Here is an 18,759-nt window from a genome sequence, read left to right as displayed (position 1 = left end):
AGCACCATGGCTTACGCGCCCATCGTCTAGCGGTCAGGACGGCGCCCTCTCACGGCGCAAACAGGGGTTCGATTCCCCTTGGGCGTACCAGCACCTTCTTCCCCACACAGTATTTTACACATTTGCGGATGCGCGTTAGGGTAGTCCTCGATCAGGGGCCGACACAAAGCGGAGGAACAATGAGCGTTTCAATCAAGAACGGTTCGGCCAGTCTTATTTGCGACGGTATCGACAAGGGCGTGGTGGAATATAGCGTGGCTATTCCCGCCGACGGCGCCGACCTCACGAAGCGCGGCAAGTTCTGGGGCGACCGGGAGACGATATCCGAGGCGATGAACGCATCCGCAGTCGGCCTCAAATCGCAGGACGGCGATACATATCCGGTGACCGTCGAGGAGCTCGACCGTGATGGAGCGGCGCTGTTTACCGTGCTTGCTCCGGCATCCGAACGCGAACAGTTTGCCGATTAGTAACTGGGGAGATCGGGCGCGGGCCAGTTGCAAAAAATTGCAACTGGCAATGGGACGGTGCATAATCGGGACATGAGTGAATCGTACAAGAAGCCCGATTATGAACAGGAACTGCGCCAGGCCGGTGTCCGCATCACGCGGCCGCGCCGGATCATCCTGAACATATTGACCGAGACGGAAGATCACCCCGATGCGCTTGAGATTTTCCGCCGGGCGGTGGAGATCGACAATAGTATTTCCTTGTCGACCGTTTATCGCACGATGAAGCTTCTGGAAGAGCGCGGCGCCATTCACCGCCATGCCTTTGCCGGAGGGCCGTCGCGCTTCGAACAGGCAAGCGGCGCGCATCACGATCACATCATCGATATGGATTCCGGCGATGTGGTGGAATTCCGCTCCGACAAGATCGAAAAATTGCAGGAAGAGATCGCCCGTTCGCTCGGTTACGAGATCGTGCATCACCGTCTCGAACTTTATTGCAAAAAAATTAGAAATTGAAGGAACCAAGTTTCGTCTGTGGCGTTAAGCGCGCATGAAGGTCGTGACCCCGCCCCCACAACGCGGCCTTCAGAGTTTGCCTCAACCTCCCCGCACGAGGCGAACGGCGAGAATGCCGCGCAGACTTCAAGCGTCATGCCGCCGGCGTTCCGCAAATTTAGAGCAAGCCGTCATGGTTCAGGCCCTAGGTCTGACCATGACGGTTTTTTTTGGAGGTTTTTTCGCGCCGGGCGGGATCAGGCGTCGAATTGTTCGGCGGGGATGAGCAGGGAATAGATCGCGCCGGTGCCGTCGATGCGATAGTCGGCATGGCCGTTGACGGAGGCGGGCACGATGCGTTGCAGCACGGCGCTGCCGAAGCGCGGATCGTGCTCGATGACACCGGGCAGGGCGGAGGGGCTGGCGGGATTGGTTTCTTCCCAGCGGAATTCCAGCCTGTCATTGCCGCTTGCGACATGCGTGACCCGTGCCGAAATCCTCACCTGTCCATAGGGGATGGAAAGCCCGCCGAAGGAGGTCGCGTTGACCACCAGTTCATGCAGCGCAAGGCCGATATGCAGTGCGGCGCCGGGGAAAAGATAGGGATTGTCGCCCTCGATGCTGAGCCGCTCATCGTTGAGATCGATATATTTTTCGACCTGTGAATGCACCAGATCGCGAAACTGGGCGCCGCGCCAGTTCGAATCCGTCACCAGATCCTGCGAATAGGAAAGCGACTGGATGCGCCCGCGGAATTTCAGCAGGAAATCGTCGATGGAATCGGTAAAGCGCGCCGTCTGGCTGGCGATGCTCTGCACGATGGCAAGCAGGTTCTTGGAGCGATGGCTGACTTCGCGCAGGAGGGTCTTCAGCACCTGCTCGCGCCGCTTCAACTCGCTGATTTCGATGGCGGTCGTCACCAGCCCCAAAATGTTGCCGTTATCGTCGCGGTCGCAGTCGATATGAAATTCGATCCAGCGCAGCTTGTCGCCATCATTGACGGCAAGTTCCACATTCTGCGCCTCGCCCGTGTCGAGCGCGGCGCGCTTGGCGCTGTCGAGCTTGTGCAGGCTTGCGGAGAAGATGAAATCGCAGTCGTTTCCACCGGCTTTCCATTTGTCCTGCCAGTAGAGCGGGATGTTTTCGCCCCAGCTATAGATCAGATCGGGCGTCTGGTAGAGCACGCAGACATTGCTGTTGCGCACTGCCCTCAACAGCGCCCGCAGGCGCGCGGCCTCGGGCTCGGTTTCTTGCAGGGTAGGTTTTGTGCCAGCAGTCATGTCAGCCCCGATTGTCCCGCAACCGAATTCAGATCGCGCATTGGCAAGATGGCAGCAACTCCGGAAAGGCGTGGCGGGAGTTTATGTGCCATGACGTCCGTTTCAGCGACCGGTCGGCGGGTTTTGCCCGGATGATCGCCCTGCGATCCGCGAGCCTGCCAGAAGTGTGGAACCGGTAAACCGCCGCATAGTGGCATGCGGCGGTGATTATCGTTGACAAACAACAGAGGCTGATATGTCAGAAGGTCAAAAACAGCCTTTGATTTTGTGTCCGTTATGCCTTGCGGATTGCCGATGCAATGAGCGAAATGACGAGCAGGGCAAGGAACACGAAGAACAGTATCTGCGCTATACCGGCCGACGCCCCCGCGATGCCGCCGAAACCGAGCGCACCGGCGACGAGTGCCACCACAAGAAATACAAGCGCATAATAAAGCATGTCCGATCTCCTCTTTATTGTGTGCAGGAGAAACGACATGGGGGGCGGCTTGGTTCCGCGGTTTGGGGAAAATTAAAACGCTCACAACTTTCAATACTCATGACAGGGTGCGCAGTGGCGGGTGTCGAAAGCTGCGTCGGGAGCGTCGACAGCCATATTCCCGAAAGCCGGTTGCTTCCGGGAGTTCATGATGTCCGGGTTCAGGCGGCGACCTGCGAGGCCTCGTCGAAGAAGAGCGCCTGGCTGATCAGTGCCTTCACCATATCCGGGTTGAACGGCTTGGTGACGAGGAAGGTCGGCTCCGGGCGTTCGCCGGTCAAAAGGCGTTCCGGGAAGGCGGTGATGAAAATAACCGGGATCGTGTGATCCTGAAGAATCTCGTTCACCGCATCGATGCCGGAACTTCCGTCGGCAAGCTGGATGTCGGCCAGCACCATGCGCGGCTTTTCCCTGGCAAAGAGTGCCAGCGCCTCATCCTTGGTGCGGGCAATGCCCACGACTTCATGGCCGAGGCTCTCCACCATCTGCTCGATATCCATCGCGATCAGCGGTTCGTCCTCGATAATCATGATGCGGGTTGCGACCTGGCGCGAAATCTCGGCCGAAGCGGTGGAGAGAAGGCGGTTCAGTTCGGCCTCGTCCAGTTCGAGGATTTCGGCCGCCTCCCGGTCGGAAAAGCCCTCCACGGCCACAAGCAGGAAGGCCTGTCTGGGCAGGGGCGCTATGTGCGAAAGATTTCTGGCCGCACGCTGTTCCCATGCAAAATCCGATGCCGGTTCCGGCAGGCGGACTGAGGCCGTCTTGTATAGATCGCAGAAAAGGCGATAGAGGCCGATCCGGTCGGAAGAGGTGTTCGGGAAAATGCTCACATCGGCGATCAGGGCTTCGAGGGCGGCCGCAACATAAGCGTCGCCGGAAGCCTGCGAGCCGGTCAGCGCGCGGGAAAAACGACGAAGATAGGGAAGGTGCGGCGCGATACGCGTCGATAACGTCATGGTGTTGGAACTCCTCAACTGCCGCTTTCGTTCATTGAAACACTGCGGCGGACAAGGTGCAAATCCTCTCCGCCCCACATGTTTCGAGCGCAGCATTATGTTACACATAACGAGGTGCTTTGGAAAAAGTTCCGAATTAAGGGATATGCCGGGGAACTTTTCGGCGGGCCGCGCATTTCCCGCTGAAGCAGGGGCTTAGATTAATAGGGTAGGGCGATCAGCCCGGAACGATCAGGATATGGCAGAAAAAGAAAACCTTCATATGAACGGAGCCGGGGTCAGGTCGCCCCGTCGCGTTCAGAAGGATATATTAGGACCAAATTGTGAAGTCGGATTGAAACTAAAGGCACTGTACACCTCGATACAGGACGAGACGATCCCGGATCGCTTCCTCGATCTTCTCCAAAAACTCGATCAGGCTGAACAGGAGAGTATGCGTGAACACAGCACCCGGTCCGTCGGTTGAGAGCAATGCACAGTTCAAGCGGGAACTCCTGTCATCGCTGCCGAGCCTGCGCGCCTTTGCGGTGTCGCTGATCGGCCAGCACGACAAGGCGGACGATCTCGTCCAGGATACAATCATGAAGGCGTGGGCCAAGCAGGAGTCCTTTGAAATGGGGACCAATATGAAAGCCTGGCTCTTCACCATACTGCGCAACGAATTCTATACGCAGATGCGCAAGCGCGGCCGCGAGGTTCAGGACACCGATGGCGTGTTCAGCGAGCAGCTTGCCGTGCATCCCTCGCAATATGGCTCGCTCGATCTGCAGGATTTCCGTGCGGCATTGGAGCAATTGCCCGATGACCAGCGCGAAGCGATCATTCTCATCGGCGCCTCGGGCTTTGCCTATGAGGAAGCGGCAGAAATCTGCGGCTGTGCCGTCGGCACCATCAAGAGCCGCGTCAGCCGCGCCCGTGCCCGCCTGCAGGAAATTCTCAAGATCGAAGGCGAAAGCGATTACGGCCCCGATGCCGATTCATCGCGGGCAACCTTGAGAAGCTTTGCTTGACCCATGTTTGATTTTTCGCCCTCTTTTCCGCGGGAAAAGGGGCTTGAAGCGCCGCAGGCAGGCCGGTCCGGCTGTTTTTGCCCGCGGCGATTGCAATTTATCCAGTCAAATGTAGGTTAGACTTTGCTGATGCTTCGCGTCGGCACAGTGGTTGTCTGTTTGTAGGTTGCGTCCTTGCCATCAGCCTTGTTGCAAAAACTGCTCCGATCGTCGTCGAAGCCGGTTGCGGTTATCGTCTCGCTCGGCCTTGTGCTGCTGTCGGCGGTGATGACGCTGTTCCTCTCCACCGGGGTCAATCATCAGGTGGTGGACATTTCGCGCAATTATGCCTTGCGCCAGCAGGTCGACAAGGTTGCGCGTCTGGCCAGCAATATCGAGATGAGCCGTCGCGGCTATCTCCTGACACTGGACGAGACCTATCTCGACCTTTATCGCAACGCCATTCTCAATGTCGACAAGACGCTGGCCGATCTTGAGGCCCTGACCGGCCAGAACCCGTTGCAGGAGGCGCGGGTCAAGCAGATCCGCGCGCTGGTGGAGCGCGAACAGGAGGATGTGCGCGAGACGGTCAATCTTGCCCAGTCGGGCAATGTGTCCGCGGCGGTTGAAAAGGTGCGCGGCGACGAGGGCAAGGTGCTGATGGACCAGCTTGCCAATACCGTCACCCAGTTCATCGATGCGGAAGAACAGCAGCTTCTGGAACGCAACGAGCGGATCAACCGTATGCGCAACTGGATGACGGCAACCTCCATCGTGGCGCTGGCCTCGGCCGCCATGCTGACGCTTTTGCTGTTCAGCCGCGTGCAGCGCTATGCGCGGTCCATGTTCGAAGGGCAGACGGCGCTCCTGTCCGAAAAGCAATTGCTGGAGCAGCGCGTGCAGGAGCGGACCGCCGAGCTGGAGCAGGCGCGCCAGACAGCCGAGCGCGAGCGCCAGCGAGTGGAGCTTCTGCTGCAGGACACCAATCATCGCATCGGCAATTCGCTGGCGACGGTTTCGTCCCTGCTGGGGCTCCAGATGCGGCAGACGCGCAGCGAGGATGCCCGCGCAGCGCTTGCCGCCGCGCGCGATCGCGTTCAGACCGTTTCGACCGCGCATCGCCGCCTGCGGCTTGGCGAGGATATGGAGAAGGCGCGCGTCGACGATTTTCTGGGAACCGTCATCAACGATATCAGGGATGCCATCGGCCAGGACCGCAGGATTGAATTTTCGACCGATCTCGCGCCGCTCGACCTGAAGGCGCGCGACGTGACGACGATCGGCATCATTCTGGGCGAGCTTGTCACCAATGCGATCAAACATGCTTTCCGGGGGCGCGCGGAAGGCCATATCCATATCAGCCTGAAGCCGGGTGAAGACGCCATTCCGGTCCTGGTGGTGGAGGATGACGGCATTGGCCTGGATGCGGATCATCACAAGTCCGGCGAAAAGAACGGTCTGGGCACGCTGGTCATCGAGCAGCTTTGCATGCAGTTCGGTGAAAAGCCGGTTTATTGCAAGACCGATAATGGTGTGGGGACCAGAGTGATCGTTCGCCTGTCGTCGCTTGCCGAAGACGGGGATGCACCGCTCGGCAAATGAGGCGATGAAGGCGGAAAAGAAAACGCCGGCCCCGGTTGAGGCCGGCCTTTTGCGATGTGTGAAGCGGTCAGCCCTGCGGGGGGCGCTTCTTCTTGTCGGAGAGAAGCGAAACCAGCGCAATGGCGGCCAGCGGCAGGGCGGCTGCCAGTATCGGACGCTTGAGGATGGCGGGAACGGTCGCGATTGCCGCCGTTGCCACTATTGCCGATTTGTCGGCCTCCATTTTCTGCTTGCGCTTTTTGGCCTCGGAAGCGGCCTGGATTTTCAGAACCGCGAGAATGAGAAGCGCTGCGATCAGCGATAGCGCCGCCAGAATGAGGGCGGCAAGCGGGCCGCCATAGTTCTGCGCCAGCGCCAGAAAGGCGGCGACGCAGAAAAAGGTGATCGCAATCAACGCGAAAACGGCGATGGCCGCGCCGAAAACCGCCGCACGTTTGGTTTGACCCGCGACGAATTTCAGTTCCTCGCCTGCCATGGCGGACAATAGGGGCATCAGGGCTTTCAGCATGGCGCGCCTCAGCGGCGGGAGAGCAGGGCCAGAAGATAGCCGATGCCGAGTGCAGTCGCGAGCGAGGCAATCGGACGCTCGCGCACCGTTGCCGTCAGCTGGGCTTCGACATCCTGCGCCTTGTTGCGCAGGTCGTCCACGACGTCCTCGCCCTGAATATAGGCGCTCTTATAGGTTTCCTTCGCGCTGCGTTTCGCATCGCGGACGGTCTGCGAGCCGAGATTGGCCAATGTCGCCGCAATGGCCGCAATATCTTCCTTCAGCTGCTCGACCTGTGCCTGAAGGTCCTCTGTGCTGGCATCGGTCAGCGCTTCCTCGATCTTTTCTTCGACCCTGCTCGTCTTTGCGGATGCTCGCGCCATATCAGCTCTCCTGTTCATGCTCCGGTTATCCGGGTAACGTGCGGCTGGCCTAATGGTTGCATGCAAAGCCATCAGCGGCAACAAGGCCAGCCGCCTGTTGCAAGTCATGGTAAATCACGGGGTAAACCAGTTGGGTCAATCGGGAGGCATCACTCCGCTTCGCCGTGCAGGATCGTGCCTTCCGGGTCCTTTCTGTAGGCTTCATCCGAATAGGCGGGCTGCGCCTGCAACCGGGAGGCATCACTCCGCTTCGCCGTGCAGGATCGTGCCTTCCGGGTCCTTTCTGTAGGCTTCATCCGAATAGGCGGGCTGCGCCTGCAACTGCTCCTTGGTGAACTGCGTGAAAACATTCACCTTGTCGTCCTTGCCCGTCGCCACGTCCAGATTGGCAATGGATACGGCCACCGGCTTGGAGTTGATGCCCAAAAAACCGCCCACATCGACGACAAAGGCCTCGGTCTGGCCGTCCGCGGTCATCAGGACGTCGCCCACCGTGCCGATCTTCGTATCATCCGCACCGAAAACCGTCGCGCCGATCAGCTTGTCGGCACTCAATCCGTCGGTGGGCAGCGGCTTCATGCCCTCGGGCATGACCCTGTCGGCCTTCTGCGTCGTGACCGTCTTTTCGGCAGCCCGCGGCAGGCCATCCGCCTCAAAGGCCGCGCTGCGGTCAAATGCCGGGGCCTTCTCCAGCTGTTCCCTGGTCGCGTCGACGATCAGCCAGCGCTTGCCGTCATCGCGTACCACCCAGGACAGGCGGTCGCAGCCGATGGCGACGTCCTTTTCGCCGACGCCCAGAAAACCGCCGACCCCGATCACGACCGCCTGCGGGGTGCCATCGGCGCCGAGGATCATGTCGTTGACCGTGCCGATATTGGCGGCGTCGCTGGAGGGGCCGTTATAGACCGCCTGGCCGATGAAGCCCGACACGAGAAGCTGGCCCGGAGATGCCTCGAAATATCCGTTCTCGCTGGCGATCGGCTTTTCCTGTTTCGTGTCGGAAAAAATCGGTGAACCACCCTGCGCGAAAGCGGGAAGGGCGATCAGCGCGGCAAGGGCCGTGGAAGCGAAAAATCTTTTCATGAAAACTCCTGTCGGTAATCAAGGCAAACCGAAGGCGAGAGGCAATCTCGCCGTCTTCAGGAGAAAAAACGAGGGGAAACGCTTTCCGTTCCGCTCAAAACATGTGTTATTCAGGCGTCAAAATTGTGAAACCCATGTCCTTCATGCGGCAAGAATGGGGCAGGCGCTGTTGCGGGTTGCAAATCCCTGCTTCAGGCCAGCAGCAGATAAGCCGCGCCCGCCAGCATGACAAAGGCCAATCCAACATGTGTCGGCTTCAATGAACGCTGCTGGACCGGCAGCGGATCGTCATTGCCTGCCATGGCGGTGCGTGCCGCATGTTCAAGCGCCTGGATATCCTTGAGCATCATTGGCATGTCCTCCAAAATTCCGATCCGAGCGGAACCGTATTTTCTCCCCGGCATCCGGAATTTGTTCTTTAAAACCAATTTCCAGACGCTCGGATTAACCATATCAGGGCTGATTTGCCGCAAATGTGCAACTGGCAAATGGGCGCGTGTTGAAAAATCTTGCCGCATCCGGGGATTGCCTGCCGAAAATGCCCACGGGGCAAAAACATGACTTGCACCATCATGTTATTGGGGGGTAAGAAGAGGCCAACAAGCGGCGCGACGGCCTGCATGAGGGTTTGGTCCTGTGCGCGCGGATCTGAACAATCAAAAGGCGATCAAAATGACTGGTTTCTGGCGAAAGGGCTTCATGGCTGCGGCGGTGGGCATTGGCTTGCTGGGCGCGGCTTCTGCTTTGGCTCAAGACGCAACTCCCGCGACGAACGCCCCGGCTTCGACCACTTTGGCTCCAACCGCTTCGGCCCCAACCGCTCCGGTTCAGGCTCCTTCACCGGAACTGATCCGGTCAGAGACGGTTGCCCCTGCCGCAGCGCCTGTTGAACGCGAAAACGGCCTCATCCTCCCGCACGACCTGTCGCCCTGGGGCATGTTCATGGCTGCCGACTGGGTCGTGAAGGCGGTGATGATCGGCCTGGCGATCGCTTCGCTTGCCACATGGACGGTCTGGGTCGCCAAGACGCTTGAACTGGCCGGTGCGCGCCGCCGCGCCACCAGGGCATTGAAGGTCATCGGTCATTCGGCAACGCTTGCCGAAGCCGTCCGCGCGCTGGACGGTGCCAAGGGGCCGGGTGCCGTGCTGGTCCGCGCGGCGGATGACGAGGTTCGCCTTTCCGATCCCGCGCTGGCGCGCGCCGGTGGCGAGGGCCTCAAGGAGCGTGTTTCCTCGCGCCTGTCGCGCATCGAGGCGAAAGCCGGTCGCCGTCTTTCCAAGGGCACGGGCATTCTGGCGACCATCGGTTCGGTTGCGCCTTTCGTCGGGCTTTTCGGCACGGTCTGGGGCATCATGAATTCGTTCATTAATATCAGCCAGGCGCAGACGACCAACCTCGCCGTCGTGGCGCCGGGCATTGCCGAAGCCCTGCTTGCGACCGCCATCGGTCTTGTCGCGGCTATTCCTGCCGTGGTCATCTATAATGTGTTCGCCCGTTCCATCACCGGCTACCGGTCGCTGCTCGCCGATGCGTCGGCAGGCGTCGAGCGCCTTGTCAGCCGCGACCTCGATTTCAGAACGGCCGGTGTGCGAGAAGGCACGCTGCACGCAGCGGAGTAGGCATCATGGCTGGCAAGGTTCGCGAAGGCGGCGGAGACGATCTCGAACTGAACCACGAGATCAATGTGACGCCCTTCATTGATGTCATGCTGGTTCTGCTCATCATTTTCATGGTGGCAGCACCTCTGGCCACGGTTGACGTGAAGGTGGACCTGCCTGCCTCGACGGCAGCGCCCGCGCCGCGTCCCGACAAGCCGCTTTATGTGACGCTGAAGGAAGACCTCAGCATCAGTGTCGGCAATGATGTGGTGGAGCGCGAGCGCCTCGGCGTGGCGCTGGATGGCCTGTCGGAGAAGAACAAGGAAGCCCGCATCTTCCTGCGTGCCGACAAGAATGTCGGTTATGGCGAATTGATGCGGGTGATGAACCTTCTGCGGGAAGCCGGATATCTGAAGATCGCGCTGGTCGGCCTCGAAACGGTTGGGGCCGATCAGACCGGGGTTACACCTGCCGGGGGGGCTGCGCAGCCTTCCGCCGCACCGGCACCGCAGGGAGCCGCGCAATGAATACGCTTCCGCCCGACCACCCGCCTGTAAAGGTGGCTTCGGCTGATACTCCGCATCATTCCTTCTGGCATGATGCGGGGCGCTGGATCGGCGCGGGCATTCTGGTTCTGACCGTGCATGCCGCCGGTGCCTATGCCATCCACATGGCGCAGGACGAAGATCAGCCCGATGGCGCGCAGGTTGCCGCCATGGTGGTGGAGCTTGCGCCGGAGCCGGAAGCGCCGATGGAAGAGAAGGTTGCGGATGAAGCCCAGCCGGAAACGGCGGAAGCACCGCAGGACCAGGCAGAGCCCGAACCGCAGCCCGAAGAGGTAACGCCGCCGGAGCCTGAGCCGCAGGCCGTTCAGGAACCGGAAGAAGTCATTCCTGACGTGGTTGAAGCCGAAAAGCCGGAAGTTGCCGTGCCTATGCCGGTTGAAAAGCCGGAGGTGAAACCGGAGCCAAAGCCGGAACCGAAAAAGGTCGAGAAGCCGAAGCCGGAAAAGCAGAAGGCTGAGAAGCCAAAGCCCAAGAAGGCTGAAAAGGCGCCGGTAACCCGTCAGGCCGCCGCGCCGCGCATGGATGTGGACGCTGGTGAGAAGGCGGCTGCGAACCGCCGGGGCGAGAATTCCGCATCCGCTGGCGTCAGTTCCTCCAAGTGGACGTCGAAGCTGCAATCCCACATGGCGCGCAATGTGCGTTTCCTGCAACGCAAATCGCGCAATGCCAAGGGGCTGGTTCAGGTTACTTTTGTGATCGACCCTTCGGGCAATGTGCTCTCGGCGCGTCTGGCCGGTTCGTCCGGCAATCCGGACGTAGACCAGCTTGCATTGGAAGCCGCACGTCGGGCTTCGCCGGTGCCCGCCCCGCCAGCAGCCATTGCCAAGGCGCGCATGCCGATCACCCTGCCGCTGCTGTTCAAGTGAGCAGTGCTATCCGAAAGGCCGGTTTGGAACAGATCGGCCTTTCCCTGAGAGCCTGTTCCAAAAGTCGCCATCCCGGTCTGCAAATGGCGCTTTTTTGCGTTCCGGTGCTCATGTACGTTCAGTACACTGCGCTCCGGTACTCGAAAATCACCATTTTCGCCTCGGCCTGCCGCTTTTGGATTCAGGCTCTGACTGCCATCACTCCACAAAGCCGAACATCGGGCCATAGCCGCCGTGCCAGGATATATCGTTGCGCCCCAGCGCCGGAACGTAAATGCCCGCGCCGCCGCCGCCATCCAGAAACAGAGCATTCGGGCATTCAAGATGGTCGCGAAACAATCTTGCAAAGTCGTGGAAATTGACCGCGTCCTCGCTGACCGCGAAGCGGATCGCGCCGCCATTGCAAATGCCGACGCCGCTGCGCTGCGTCCTGTCGGTCGAGCCGACGATGAAAATCGGATTGATCCGGTTGCCGATCACCAGCATCGGCCCGGACTGGGTGGCCAGCCGCGGCTTGATCTTCTGTTGCAGGAAACCGTCCGTCGGCAGGATGCCTGCGTCCTTGTCGGTGAGATAGAAGATGCCGTTCGGTTTCTTGTAGAAATTCGGCACGGGGCCGGAGCCATGGGCGGGCACCGTCCTGCTGATCGGGTGAAGGTCGCGGCCATCCTCGACGTAGAGGCCCATCGGTGAAAAATCAGGCTGGTACATGCCTGCATTGAGCGCGAAAACCAGTGTCTTGCCCCGGCTTGCGGCGGCGTCGGCCAGTTTTGAAAAATTGCGATAGGGTTGGCCATCCGCATTCTTCCAGAACAGGTGCAGGCCCTCCGCCTTTGCCGCGCAGACGATATAGTTCGCCTCTTCAAAACTTTCGCGGTTGCACGTGCCGGCCTGGCCCGGTTGCATCAGCGCCGCTGTCGCAGCCAACACAGCCGCGGCGGCAAACAGGCCGCGCTTGAGAAGAATCATCGCCGTGCCGCCTTCCGGTTTCGATGGATTATTCGGATGACAGTGCCACAGCCGGGAGCAGGCGGGAAGCCTTGCGCGCCGGCAGGAAGCCGAAGATCAGGCCGGTGGCGAAAGCGCAGGCAAAGGCCAGCAGCACAGGCCCCAGGCTGTAGCCGACCGGAAGCCCGGCCCAACCGGCGATCGCGGTGGCTGCAAGTCCCAGCACGACCCCGAATGCGCCGCCGATAGCGGAGACAGTGAGTGCCTCGGTGATGAATTGCAGCAATATATCGCGCCGCCGCGCCCCGGTTGCCATGCGCACGCCGATCTCGCGCGTGCGCTCCGTCACGCTCACCAGCATGATGTTCATGACGCCGATGCCGCCGACGAGCAGCGAGATCGCCGCCACGGACCCCAGAAACAGCGTCATCGTATTGCCCATTGCCGTCGCATCCTCGCGGATGGAGGACATGTTGGTGATCATCGTGTCGCGCTTCTTGTGGCGCTGGTCGAGCAGATCCTGAATCTGTTCCTGCGTCGTGTTGATGAGGTCGGAATCCTTCACCTGCACGGTGATGGTGCGCACATATTTTTGCCCGAACAGCCGCAGATTGCCGGTCGAAAGCGGCACGACCACCACATCGTCCTGATCCGAGCCGCCAAAGCCCGCGCCCTTCGGCTCCAGCGTGCCGATCACCTGAAACGGAATTTTCTGGATCAGGATATATTGGCCGATCGGGTTGCTGCCATCGGGGAAAAGCGTGTCGACCACCGTTTTGCCCAGCACGGCGACGGGCGCATAATTGTCCATATCGCTCCGGCTGATGAAATCGCCGGTCGCGAGTTTCCACGATTTGGCTTCGGAAAAGGCGGGGACCGTGCCGTTTGCCTGCGACTGGTAATCGACATTGCCACGGCGCAGCGTCACCGTGCCGGTGACTTCCGGGACGGCGGTTCTGATGTTGGGCAGTTCCAGAATGGCATTGGCGTCTTCCGGGATCAGCGTTGCTATCTGGCCGGTCCCGCGAAAACCCGTCATCGACGGGCGTACCAGAACGAGATCGGTGCCCATGGCATTGATGCGGTCGAGGATGGAGTTCTGCGCGCCGGTGCCGATGGCAAGCATGGTCACCACGGAACTGACGCCGATGATGATGCCGAGCAGGGTGAGAACCGTTCGGAAGATATTGGCCTTGAGCGCGCGCATCGCCATCTTCACCGCTTCCGAAACATCGGCGATGCGGGCGGAATTGCCCTCAAGGCTCTCCTGCAAGCGGAAGGGGGCCTGCGTATCTGGAATGGCGCGCTTGACCGTGTCGGAAAGAATCTGCCCGTCGCGGATTTCGATCAGCCGGTCGGCGCGCTCGGCCACTTCGCGGGCATGGGTGATGACGATGACCGTATGGCCCTGCGCGTGCATGGAGCGCAAAAGCTCCATCACATCCTCGCCGCTCTGGCTGTCCAGCGCGCCGGTCGGCTCGTCGGCAAGGATGATGCGCCCGCCATTCATCAGCGCACGGGCGATGGAAACCCGCTGCTGCTGCCCGCCGGAAAGCTGGTTGGGGCGGTGGTCGAGGCGGTCGCCGAGTTTCAGCTGGTTGAGCAGTTCGGCGGCGCGCGCATGACGTTCCGATGCGGGCAGGCCCGCATAGATCGCCGGAACCTCGACATTTTCCTGTGCCGTCGAGGTCGAGATGAGATTGTAGCTCTGGAAGACGAAGCCGAAGGTTCGCCGGCGCAACGAGGCCAGCGCATCGGCATCCAGTGTCGAGACATCCTCGCCATTGAGCAGATATTGCCCGCCGCTCGGGCTGTCGAGGCAGCCCAGAATGTTCATCAGCGTCGATTTGCCGGAGCCCGACGCCCCCATGATCGCGACGAATTCGCCAGCCTGGATGTCGAGCGTGATGCCATGCAGCACCTCAACGGCAAGATCGCCATTGCGGTAGGTCTTGCGGATGTCATTCAATCTGATGAGCGGCGCGTCGGACATGGAATTGTCGGACATGGGATTATCAGACATGAGACGGCTCATCAGAACAGGCGCATGCCGGGCCTGCGGCCCCGCTGGCCCGCGGCAGCTTCAGCCCCGCTGGAAGCGCTGGTGACGACGACCTTGTCGCCTTCCTCAAGGCCGCTCCTGATTTCGGTCTGTACGCGATTGCGCACGCCGATCTCAACCGCGCGTTCCGTGATCGAGCCATTGTCGCTCACAAGCTTGACGGCGATCTGCGGCTTGCCTTTCCGGTTCTGGTCCTCGTGCCGGTAATTCAGCGCCGAGGTGGGAACCAGCAACACGTCCTTCGCCTCATCGAGAATGAAATAGACCTGCGTACTCATATTGATCATCAGTTCGCCGGTCGGGTTCGGCACGTCGAACAGCGCGTAATAGAGCACGACATTGTTTTCGGTCGCAGGCGTCGGCTTGATCTGGCGCAGCGTGCCGGTAAAGCGCTTTTCCGGCTGGCCGAGCAGGGTGAAATAGACCGGCATTCCCGGCTTCAGCCTGCCGATATCGGCCTCTGACACCTGCGCTTCCACCGTCATGACCTTGAGGTCGGCCACGGTGACAATGGTGGGCGCGCTTTGCACCGCGTTCAGCGTTTCGCCTTCCTTGGCGGCCTGGTCGACCACCGTGCCTTCCATGGGACTGTAGATCTTGGTGTAGCCGAGATCGACCTTGTCGCTGGCAAGCTGGGCTTCCTGCTGGCGAATCTGCGCGCCAAGCGCCTTCACGTCAGCCTCTGCCATGGCAAGATCGGCATCGGCCTGATCGACGGTGGCTTGCGACACGCCGCGCGTGGCCAGAAGCGAGCGCTGGCGCGCCGCATTGGCTTTCTTGAGCGTGAGCTGCGCCTGTTTGCTCAAAAGTTGCGCCTTGAGATTATCAAGCTGGGCGCTGGCGATCTCCACCTTCTTTTCAAAGGGCGAGGGGTCGATTTCGGCAATAAGCTGGCCCTGCTTGACCTGATCGCCCACCTCGACCTTCACGCTTTTAAGCTGGCCGGAAACCTGTGCGCCGACATTGATGCTGCGCAGCGCGCTGAGCGTGCCGACGGCGGTGATGGCGTTTTCGATGTCGCCGCGCGTGACCGGTTCGGCGAGGTAGCTCGTCTTCTGGCCCCCGGCCTCGCCCGAGCCGTGAAGATACCAGCCCGCGCCGGCGATGATCGCCGCCGCCGGAAGCCAGAGCCACCAGCGGGACCGGCCGTCTTTGCGCTTCTGCGACGGTGCCGTTCGCTGCCCGGTTTTGGAAGAATCGGAAGATGTAAGCACCGCCAAACCCTCAAATCGTCTGAAACTCCGCTTTTCGAAGTTTCATCGCCATGTCCCGCAAAATTTCTCGCAATAACCAAGCAATGGTTTGCTAACCGGATATCTATGCATTTTCGCTCAGGATTTCATCTTAATTATTTGTCATGCAACAATTGCCGCTGAAACAAAGGCTGGCCGCTTCTCCTGCCATCGGCATAAGCGTGAAAGTTGGCTGCGCCATACAACTTGCGGTTATTCTTTCGCATTTCTGCGATGGAAACACGCTGAGGGCGACAATTAAGTTTTCTTAAATTATCTTCTGATTAAATAAGATCGGGAAGCCACAATCTGAAAGTATAGAAGAAAATAAAACGTGATCTGTCCGCAAAGGCGGTGGGTCGGCGCATGCATGATGCATGTCGTTTCGAAATGACATGGAAATAAGGTTTCAATGCTCTTGGACGGGAGGGCACATGGCTTACCTTATTATGGGGCGAAAAGGGTTTGCGTCCTTGTCGGGCAAGTTTCCGCATTTGGTTCGCGGAACCGCTTCATTGTTGTTTTTCAATCGAAATAAGAGCGGTACGGCGGCAGTCGAGTTCGCAATACTGGCGCCGGTCTTTCTCCTGATCCTGATGGGGATGATCGCCTTCGGCCTCTATCTCGGTGCCGCCAACGCCGTGCAGCAGCTTGCCGCCGACGCAACGCGGACGGCGCTGGCGGGTATCGATCCCGTGGAACGGCAGATGCTGGCGACCGGCTATATCCAGAAGAACGCGGCAAAATATTCCCTGATCGATCCGGCGCGGATGCAGGTGACTGTCGACAATGCCCAGTCCGATCCGAACCAGTTTACGGTGACGATCCGCTATGACGCGGAAAACCTGCCGATCTGGAACCTGATGAGGGGCCTGCCGCTTCCCGACACGACCATCACAAGGGCATCGACAATAAGGCTTGGCGGAATCTGAAACGGGGTGGGGGCATTGGTCATGCGGGGTTTGGTATCGCGTTTCCTGCGTGCGCGGGGCGGCAATCTGGCGACGATGGCGGCGCTGGTCTCTCCGCTGTTTCTGGCGGTAGCGGCGTTCTGCGTCGATACGAGTTCGCTCTTTCTGGAGCGGCGCCAATTGCAAAGCATGGCGGATCTTGCCGCCGTTGCCGGTGCGGCCTCTCTTTCGCAGGCCAACGATGCGGTGCTGCGGCAATTGCAGGCGAACGGCCTCGATCCGGTGTTGATGACGGGCGCCTATGATCCGTCCATCGTCAACGGAAAGACCGACGACAAGACGCGCGTATGGGTGGAGAAAGGCAATTATTTCGCCGACAGGAACCGTGCGGTCGAAAGCCGTTTCGTGGCCGGCGGGGCAAATCCGGATGCGGTGCGCGTCCGACTGGCGCGCCCCGGCAATCTCTATTTCGGCCAGTCCTTCATCGACCGGCCCGCGCTCGGCGCAACCGGCATGGCAGCGACAAAGGCCGAGGCGGCATTTTCGATCGGTTCGCGGCTGTTGAGCCTGAATACCGACCAAAGCATCCTGAACGGGCTTTTGGGCGGATTGCTCGGAACCAGCCTGAACCTGAAGCTGGCCGACTATAACGCGCTTGCGGCAACCGATATCAACCTGCTCGGTTTTCTGGATAGGCTTGCTTTGAAAGCAGGTTTGACGGCTGGTACTTATGACCGGCTGTTGAGGACGGATGTTTCGGTCGGCATGCTGGCGAATGTGTTGGCCGAAGTGGTGACGAACAACCCGGCGGCCAAGGCCGCACTCGGTATTCTGGGCAAGGATGCGGGTGCCCTGGCCACGAAACTGCCGGTCGGAAAGTTGCTGGGGCTTGGGTCGATCGCCGATGCAGCGCTTGGATCGGCCAATAATTACAACATCACGGCCAATGTCCTGCAAATGATTTCAGCGGCAGCGATGCTGGGAGGCGATCATCAACTACAGCTCGGCACCGAGCTGAAACTGCCCGGAGTGCTGGCATTCAAACTGGACGTCGCTGTTGGAGAGCCCGCGCAAAAGACCCCGTTCTTTGCCGTGGGTGGGGCAGGCACCCTGGTGCGCACGGCGCAGATACGCCTGCTTCTGACGCTTGAGGTCGGCAATGACGGGCTTGTTTCCTATCTGGCCAATGTCCGCGTGCCGATCTTCATCGACGTGGCGAGCGGCGAGGCTGAACTGAAAAGCATAAGCTGCCCGCAGGGCCCCGGAAGCGCCACGGTGAAACTCGGCGTCAAACCGGGTCTGGCCGGTGTCTATCTCGGCGATACCGATATCGACCTGATGGGGAATTTCAGCAAAACGCCGGTCGTCAGGAAGACAGCCATCGCCAAGGTGAAATTGCTGAGCGCGGATATTGCCGAGCTTCGCGGTCGTGTCGAACTGCCGCTCGGCAACCCCAAGCAGGAAATTGTGACCTTCACGCCTGCCGATATTGCCGCCAAACGGATCAAAACCGTGGGGACCAACCAACTCGCCGGATCGCTTTTTGTCGGGCTGGTAAAGGGGCTCGATCTTGAGGTTGTCCTGATCGGATTCCTGCCCTTGCCTCTGCCCCTGAGTGGGCTGACCCAGCTTCTGGGCACATTGCTCACACCTTTGGGGCCGGCGGTGGATGGCCTGCTTTTCGGGGTGCTGGATATGCTCGGCGTCAAGATTGGGCAGGCCGATGTGCAGGTCACCGGCGTTCTTTGCCAACGCGCTGTTCTCACGCAATAAAGCCTGACAAAGCTCAGCAAAGCTCGACAAAGCTCGGTCGGGCTCTGCTGCCAGACCGGGCTTTTGCTTGCGCTATGGCGCTTATGCCGTGCCGGTCGAACCGAAGCCGCCGGCGCCGCGCGCCGTATCGGTCACTTCGGCGCGCTCTTCAATCTTGGGCTGGACGACCGGCGCGAACACGGCCTGCGCGATGCGCATGCCGCGCTCGATGCGAAAATCGTCATCGCCCAGATTGACGAGCAGCACCTTCACCTCGCCGCGATAATCGGAATCGATGGTGCCGGGCGTGTTGAGGCAGGTGATGCCGTTCTTGAAGGCAAGGCCGGAGCGCGGACGAATCTGCACTTCGAAGCCTTCCGGAATTTCGAAGATCAGACCTGTCGGCACCAGTGTGCGGCGTCCCGGCAGGAGAACGATCTGGCGGTCTTCGGCAACGGCCGCGCGCAGATCCATGCCGGCCGAGCCGGATGTCTCATAGGCCGGAAGGTCCAGACCCTTCGCATGTTCGAGGCGGATAATGCCGAGCGTTGGCGCTTGAGCGGATGCTGCGGTCATGAGGGAGCCTTTCTTGCGAGAAGTTAAATTGGCGACGCTCAT

The 18,759-nt window shown here is 60.2% G+C and carries 21 protein-coding genes, 1 tRNA gene and 1 pseudogene; 12 read left to right on the top strand and 11 right to left on the bottom strand.

Going from position 1 to position 18,759, the window contains the following annotated elements; genetic code table 11:
- The first annotated feature begins 15 nt into the window (after positions 1-15).
- From AVM02_RS05115 to AVM02_RS05105, 3 genes are all read left to right on the top strand, one after another.
- Positions 16-90, top strand: a tRNA-Glu gene (locus AVM02_RS05115).
- Between the two features lie 89 nt (positions 91-179).
- A complete protein-coding gene (locus AVM02_RS05110) occupies positions 180-470 on the top strand; it encodes a hypothetical protein (protein ID WP_411505915.1) in 291 nt (96 codons plus the stop codon).
- 72 nt (positions 471-542) lie between these two features.
- Positions 543-968 carry a transcriptional repressor gene (locus tag AVM02_RS05105; RefSeq protein WP_411505914.1) on the top strand — a complete coding sequence of 142 codons (426 nt, stop codon included), beginning with the start codon at positions 543-545 and terminating at the stop codon, positions 966-968.
- A gap of 236 nt (positions 969-1,204) precedes the next feature.
- On the opposite strand, the gene AVM02_RS05100 is transcribed toward AVM02_RS05105, so the two are convergent.
- The 3 genes from AVM02_RS05100 to AVM02_RS05090 all read right to left on the bottom strand — a co-directional run bounded on the left by AVM02_RS05100 (position 1,205) and on the right by AVM02_RS05090 (position 3,661).
- Positions 1,205-2,227 (bottom strand): sensor histidine kinase, encoded by a 1,023-nt coding sequence (locus tag AVM02_RS05100; protein WP_411505913.1) that lies wholly within the window; start codon positions 2,225-2,227, stop codon positions 1,205-1,207.
- Positions 2,228-2,501: 274 nt separating this feature from the next.
- Complete coding sequence (locus AVM02_RS05095) at positions 2,502-2,666, bottom strand: DUF1328 domain-containing protein (RefSeq protein WP_006473348.1); 165 nt, start codon at positions 2,664-2,666, stop codon at positions 2,502-2,504.
- 200 nt (positions 2,667-2,866) lie between these two features.
- Complete coding sequence (locus AVM02_RS05090) at positions 2,867-3,661, bottom strand: response regulator (RefSeq protein ID WP_411505912.1); 795 nt, start codon at positions 3,659-3,661, stop codon at positions 2,867-2,869.
- 238 nt (positions 3,662-3,899) lie between these two features.
- On the opposite strand from AVM02_RS05090, the gene AVM02_RS05085 reads away from it, so the two are divergent.
- The 3 genes from AVM02_RS05085 (at position 3,900) to AVM02_RS05075 (ending at position 6,252) form a co-directional block, all read left to right on the top strand.
- The gene (locus tag AVM02_RS05085) at positions 3,900-4,127 is read left to right on the top strand and encodes a NepR family anti-sigma factor (protein ID WP_411505911.1); all 228 of its coding nucleotides are present in this window, start codon (positions 3,900-3,902) and stop codon (positions 4,125-4,127) included.
- Positions 4,099-4,671 carry an RNA polymerase sigma factor gene (locus tag AVM02_RS05080; protein ID WP_411505910.1) on the top strand — a complete coding sequence of 191 codons (573 nt, stop codon included), beginning with the start codon at positions 4,099-4,101 and terminating at the stop codon, positions 4,669-4,671. Before AVM02_RS05085 ends, AVM02_RS05080 begins: the two co-directional genes overlap by 29 nt.
- A gap of 174 nt (positions 4,672-4,845) precedes the next feature.
- Positions 4,846-6,252, top strand: a complete 1,407-nt coding sequence (locus tag AVM02_RS05075) for a sensor histidine kinase (protein WP_411505909.1) — start codon at positions 4,846-4,848, stop codon at positions 6,250-6,252.
- Between the two features lie 67 nt (positions 6,253-6,319).
- On the opposite strand, the gene AVM02_RS05070 is transcribed toward AVM02_RS05075, so the two are convergent.
- From AVM02_RS05070 to AVM02_RS05055, 4 genes are all read right to left on the bottom strand, one after another.
- Entirely contained in the window at positions 6,320-6,760 is a 441-nt protein-coding gene (locus AVM02_RS05070; protein WP_411505908.1) for a hypothetical protein, read from the bottom strand.
- An 8-nt stretch (positions 6,761-6,768) separates the two neighbouring features.
- A complete protein-coding gene (locus tag AVM02_RS05065; RefSeq protein WP_411505907.1) occupies positions 6,769-7,122 on the bottom strand; it encodes a YqjD family protein in 354 nt (117 codons plus the stop codon).
- A 240-nt stretch (positions 7,123-7,362) separates the two neighbouring features.
- Positions 7,363-8,205 carry a PRC-barrel domain-containing protein gene (locus tag AVM02_RS05060; RefSeq protein WP_411505906.1) on the bottom strand — a complete coding sequence of 281 codons (843 nt, stop codon included), beginning with the start codon at positions 8,203-8,205 and terminating at the stop codon, positions 7,363-7,365.
- A 191-nt stretch (positions 8,206-8,396) separates the two neighbouring features.
- The gene (locus AVM02_RS05055) at positions 8,397-8,723 is read right to left on the bottom strand and encodes a hypothetical protein (RefSeq protein ID WP_411506021.1); all 327 of its coding nucleotides are present in this window, start codon (positions 8,721-8,723) and stop codon (positions 8,397-8,399) included.
- 118 nt (positions 8,724-8,841) lie between these two features.
- Here AVM02_RS05055 and exbB point away from each other — a divergent pair, with 118 nt between their 5' ends.
- The 4 genes and pseudogenes from exbB to AVM02_RS05035 form a co-directional block, all read left to right on the top strand.
- On the top strand, positions 8,842-9,825 hold the full coding sequence (gene exbB / locus AVM02_RS05050) for a tonB-system energizer ExbB (protein ID WP_411505905.1): 984 nt from the start codon (positions 8,842-8,844) through the stop codon (positions 9,823-9,825).
- Positions 9,826-9,830: 5 nt separating this feature from the next.
- Complete coding sequence (exbD, locus tag AVM02_RS05045; RefSeq protein WP_411505904.1) at positions 9,831-10,331, top strand: TonB system transport protein ExbD; 501 nt, start codon at positions 9,831-9,833, stop codon at positions 10,329-10,331.
- On the top strand, positions 10,328-11,236 hold the full coding sequence (locus AVM02_RS05040; RefSeq protein WP_411505903.1) for an energy transducer TonB: 909 nt from the start codon (positions 10,328-10,330) through the stop codon (positions 11,234-11,236). The genes exbD and AVM02_RS05040 overlap by 4 nt, the downstream gene beginning before the upstream one ends.
- 83 nt (positions 11,237-11,319) lie before the next feature.
- Positions 11,320-11,427: pseudogene (locus tag AVM02_RS05035) on the top strand (flagellar basal body P-ring protein FlgI); the annotation flags it as partial.
- Positions 11,428-11,434: 7 nt separating this feature from the next.
- Here AVM02_RS05035 and AVM02_RS05030 read toward each other — a convergent pair.
- Genes AVM02_RS05030 through AVM02_RS05020 form a run of 3 tightly spaced genes read right to left on the bottom strand, consistent with a single transcriptional unit; the run spans position 11,435 to position 15,460 of the window.
- Positions 11,435-12,205, bottom strand: coding sequence for a phosphodiester glycosidase family protein (locus AVM02_RS05030; RefSeq protein WP_411505902.1), 771 nt, complete (start codon positions 12,203-12,205; stop codon positions 11,435-11,437).
- 28 nt (positions 12,206-12,233) lie between these two features.
- On the bottom strand, positions 12,234-14,177 hold the full coding sequence (locus AVM02_RS05025; RefSeq protein WP_411506010.1) for a MacB family efflux pump subunit: 1,944 nt from the start codon (positions 14,175-14,177) through the stop codon (positions 12,234-12,236).
- A 41-nt stretch (positions 14,178-14,218) separates the two neighbouring features.
- A complete protein-coding gene (locus tag AVM02_RS05020; RefSeq protein ID WP_411505901.1) occupies positions 14,219-15,460 on the bottom strand; it encodes an efflux RND transporter periplasmic adaptor subunit in 1,242 nt (413 codons plus the stop codon).
- Positions 15,461-15,912: 452 nt separating this feature from the next.
- Here AVM02_RS05020 and AVM02_RS05015 point away from each other — a divergent pair, with 452 nt between their 5' ends.
- Complete coding sequence (locus AVM02_RS05015; protein ID WP_411505900.1) at positions 15,913-16,410, top strand: TadE family protein; 498 nt, start codon at positions 15,913-15,915, stop codon at positions 16,408-16,410.
- Positions 16,411-16,431: 21 nt separating this feature from the next.
- Positions 16,432-18,162, top strand: a complete 1,731-nt coding sequence (locus AVM02_RS05010) for a pilus assembly protein TadG-related protein (protein ID WP_411505899.1) — start codon at positions 16,432-16,434, stop codon at positions 18,160-18,162.
- A gap of 81 nt (positions 18,163-18,243) precedes the next feature.
- Here the strand turns inward: AVM02_RS05010 and dut are convergent, their stop codons facing one another.
- On the bottom strand, positions 18,244-18,717 hold the full coding sequence (gene dut / locus AVM02_RS05005; RefSeq protein WP_411505898.1) for a dUTP diphosphatase: 474 nt from the start codon (positions 18,715-18,717) through the stop codon (positions 18,244-18,246).
- Positions 18,718-18,759: the final 42 nt, after the last annotated feature.

The organism is Brucella anthropi, from assembly GCF_046630315.1.
In the GTDB taxonomy this organism is placed as follows: domain Bacteria; phylum Pseudomonadota; class Alphaproteobacteria; order Rhizobiales; family Rhizobiaceae; genus Brucella; species Brucella anthropi_A.
The sequence above is the reverse complement of the archived record's forward strand: the minus strand, read 5'-3'. Positions and strand labels throughout refer to the sequence as shown.

What these genes read in the sequence shown, in the direction of transcription:
- AVM02_RS05110 (WP_411505915.1), top strand. Translation starts at nt 180, where the DNA reads ATGAGCGTTTCAATCAAGAACGGTTCGGCCAGTCTTATTTGCGACGGT.
- AVM02_RS05105 (WP_411505914.1), top strand. Translation starts at nt 543, where the DNA reads ATGAGTGAATCGTACAAGAAGCCCGATTATGAACAGGAACTGCGCCAG.
- AVM02_RS05100 (WP_411505913.1), bottom strand. Translation starts at nt 2,227, where the DNA reads ATGACTGCTGGCACAAAACCTACCCTGCAAGAAACCGAGCCCGAGGCC.
- AVM02_RS05095 (WP_006473348.1), bottom strand. Translation starts at nt 2,666, where the DNA reads ATGCTTTATTATGCGCTTGTATTTCTTGTGGTGGCACTCGTCGCCGGT.
- AVM02_RS05090 (WP_411505912.1), bottom strand. Translation starts at nt 3,661, where the DNA reads ATGACGTTATCGACGCGTATCGCGCCGCACCTTCCCTATCTTCGTCGT.
- AVM02_RS05085 (WP_411505911.1), top strand. Translation starts at nt 3,900, where the DNA reads ATGGCAGAAAAAGAAAACCTTCATATGAACGGAGCCGGGGTCAGGTCG.
- AVM02_RS05070 (WP_411505908.1), bottom strand. Translation starts at nt 6,760, where the DNA reads ATGCTGAAAGCCCTGATGCCCCTATTGTCCGCCATGGCAGGCGAGGAA.
- AVM02_RS05065 (WP_411505907.1), bottom strand. Translation starts at nt 7,122, where the DNA reads ATGGCGCGAGCATCCGCAAAGACGAGCAGGGTCGAAGAAAAGATCGAG.
- AVM02_RS05060 (WP_411505906.1), bottom strand. Translation starts at nt 8,205, where the DNA reads ATGAAAAGATTTTTCGCTTCCACGGCCCTTGCCGCGCTGATCGCCCTT.
- AVM02_RS05055 (WP_411506021.1), bottom strand. Translation starts at nt 8,723, where the DNA reads ATGCGGCAAGATTTTTCAACACGCGCCCATTTGCCAGTTGCACATTTG.
- exbD (WP_411505904.1), top strand. Translation starts at nt 9,831, where the DNA reads ATGGCTGGCAAGGTTCGCGAAGGCGGCGGAGACGATCTCGAACTGAAC.
- AVM02_RS05040 (WP_411505903.1), top strand. Translation starts at nt 10,328, where the DNA reads ATGAATACGCTTCCGCCCGACCACCCGCCTGTAAAGGTGGCTTCGGCT.
- AVM02_RS05030 (WP_411505902.1), bottom strand. Translation starts at nt 12,205, where the DNA reads ATGATTCTTCTCAAGCGCGGCCTGTTTGCCGCCGCGGCTGTGTTGGCT.
- AVM02_RS05025 (WP_411506010.1), bottom strand. Translation starts at nt 14,177, where the DNA reads ATGTCCGACGCGCCGCTCATCAGATTGAATGACATCCGCAAGACCTAC.
- AVM02_RS05015 (WP_411505900.1), top strand. Translation starts at nt 15,913, where the DNA reads ATGGCTTACCTTATTATGGGGCGAAAAGGGTTTGCGTCCTTGTCGGGC.
- AVM02_RS05010 (WP_411505899.1), top strand. Translation starts at nt 16,432, where the DNA reads ATGCGGGGTTTGGTATCGCGTTTCCTGCGTGCGCGGGGCGGCAATCTG.
- dut (WP_411505898.1), bottom strand. Translation starts at nt 18,717, where the DNA reads ATGACCGCAGCATCCGCTCAAGCGCCAACGCTCGGCATTATCCGCCTC.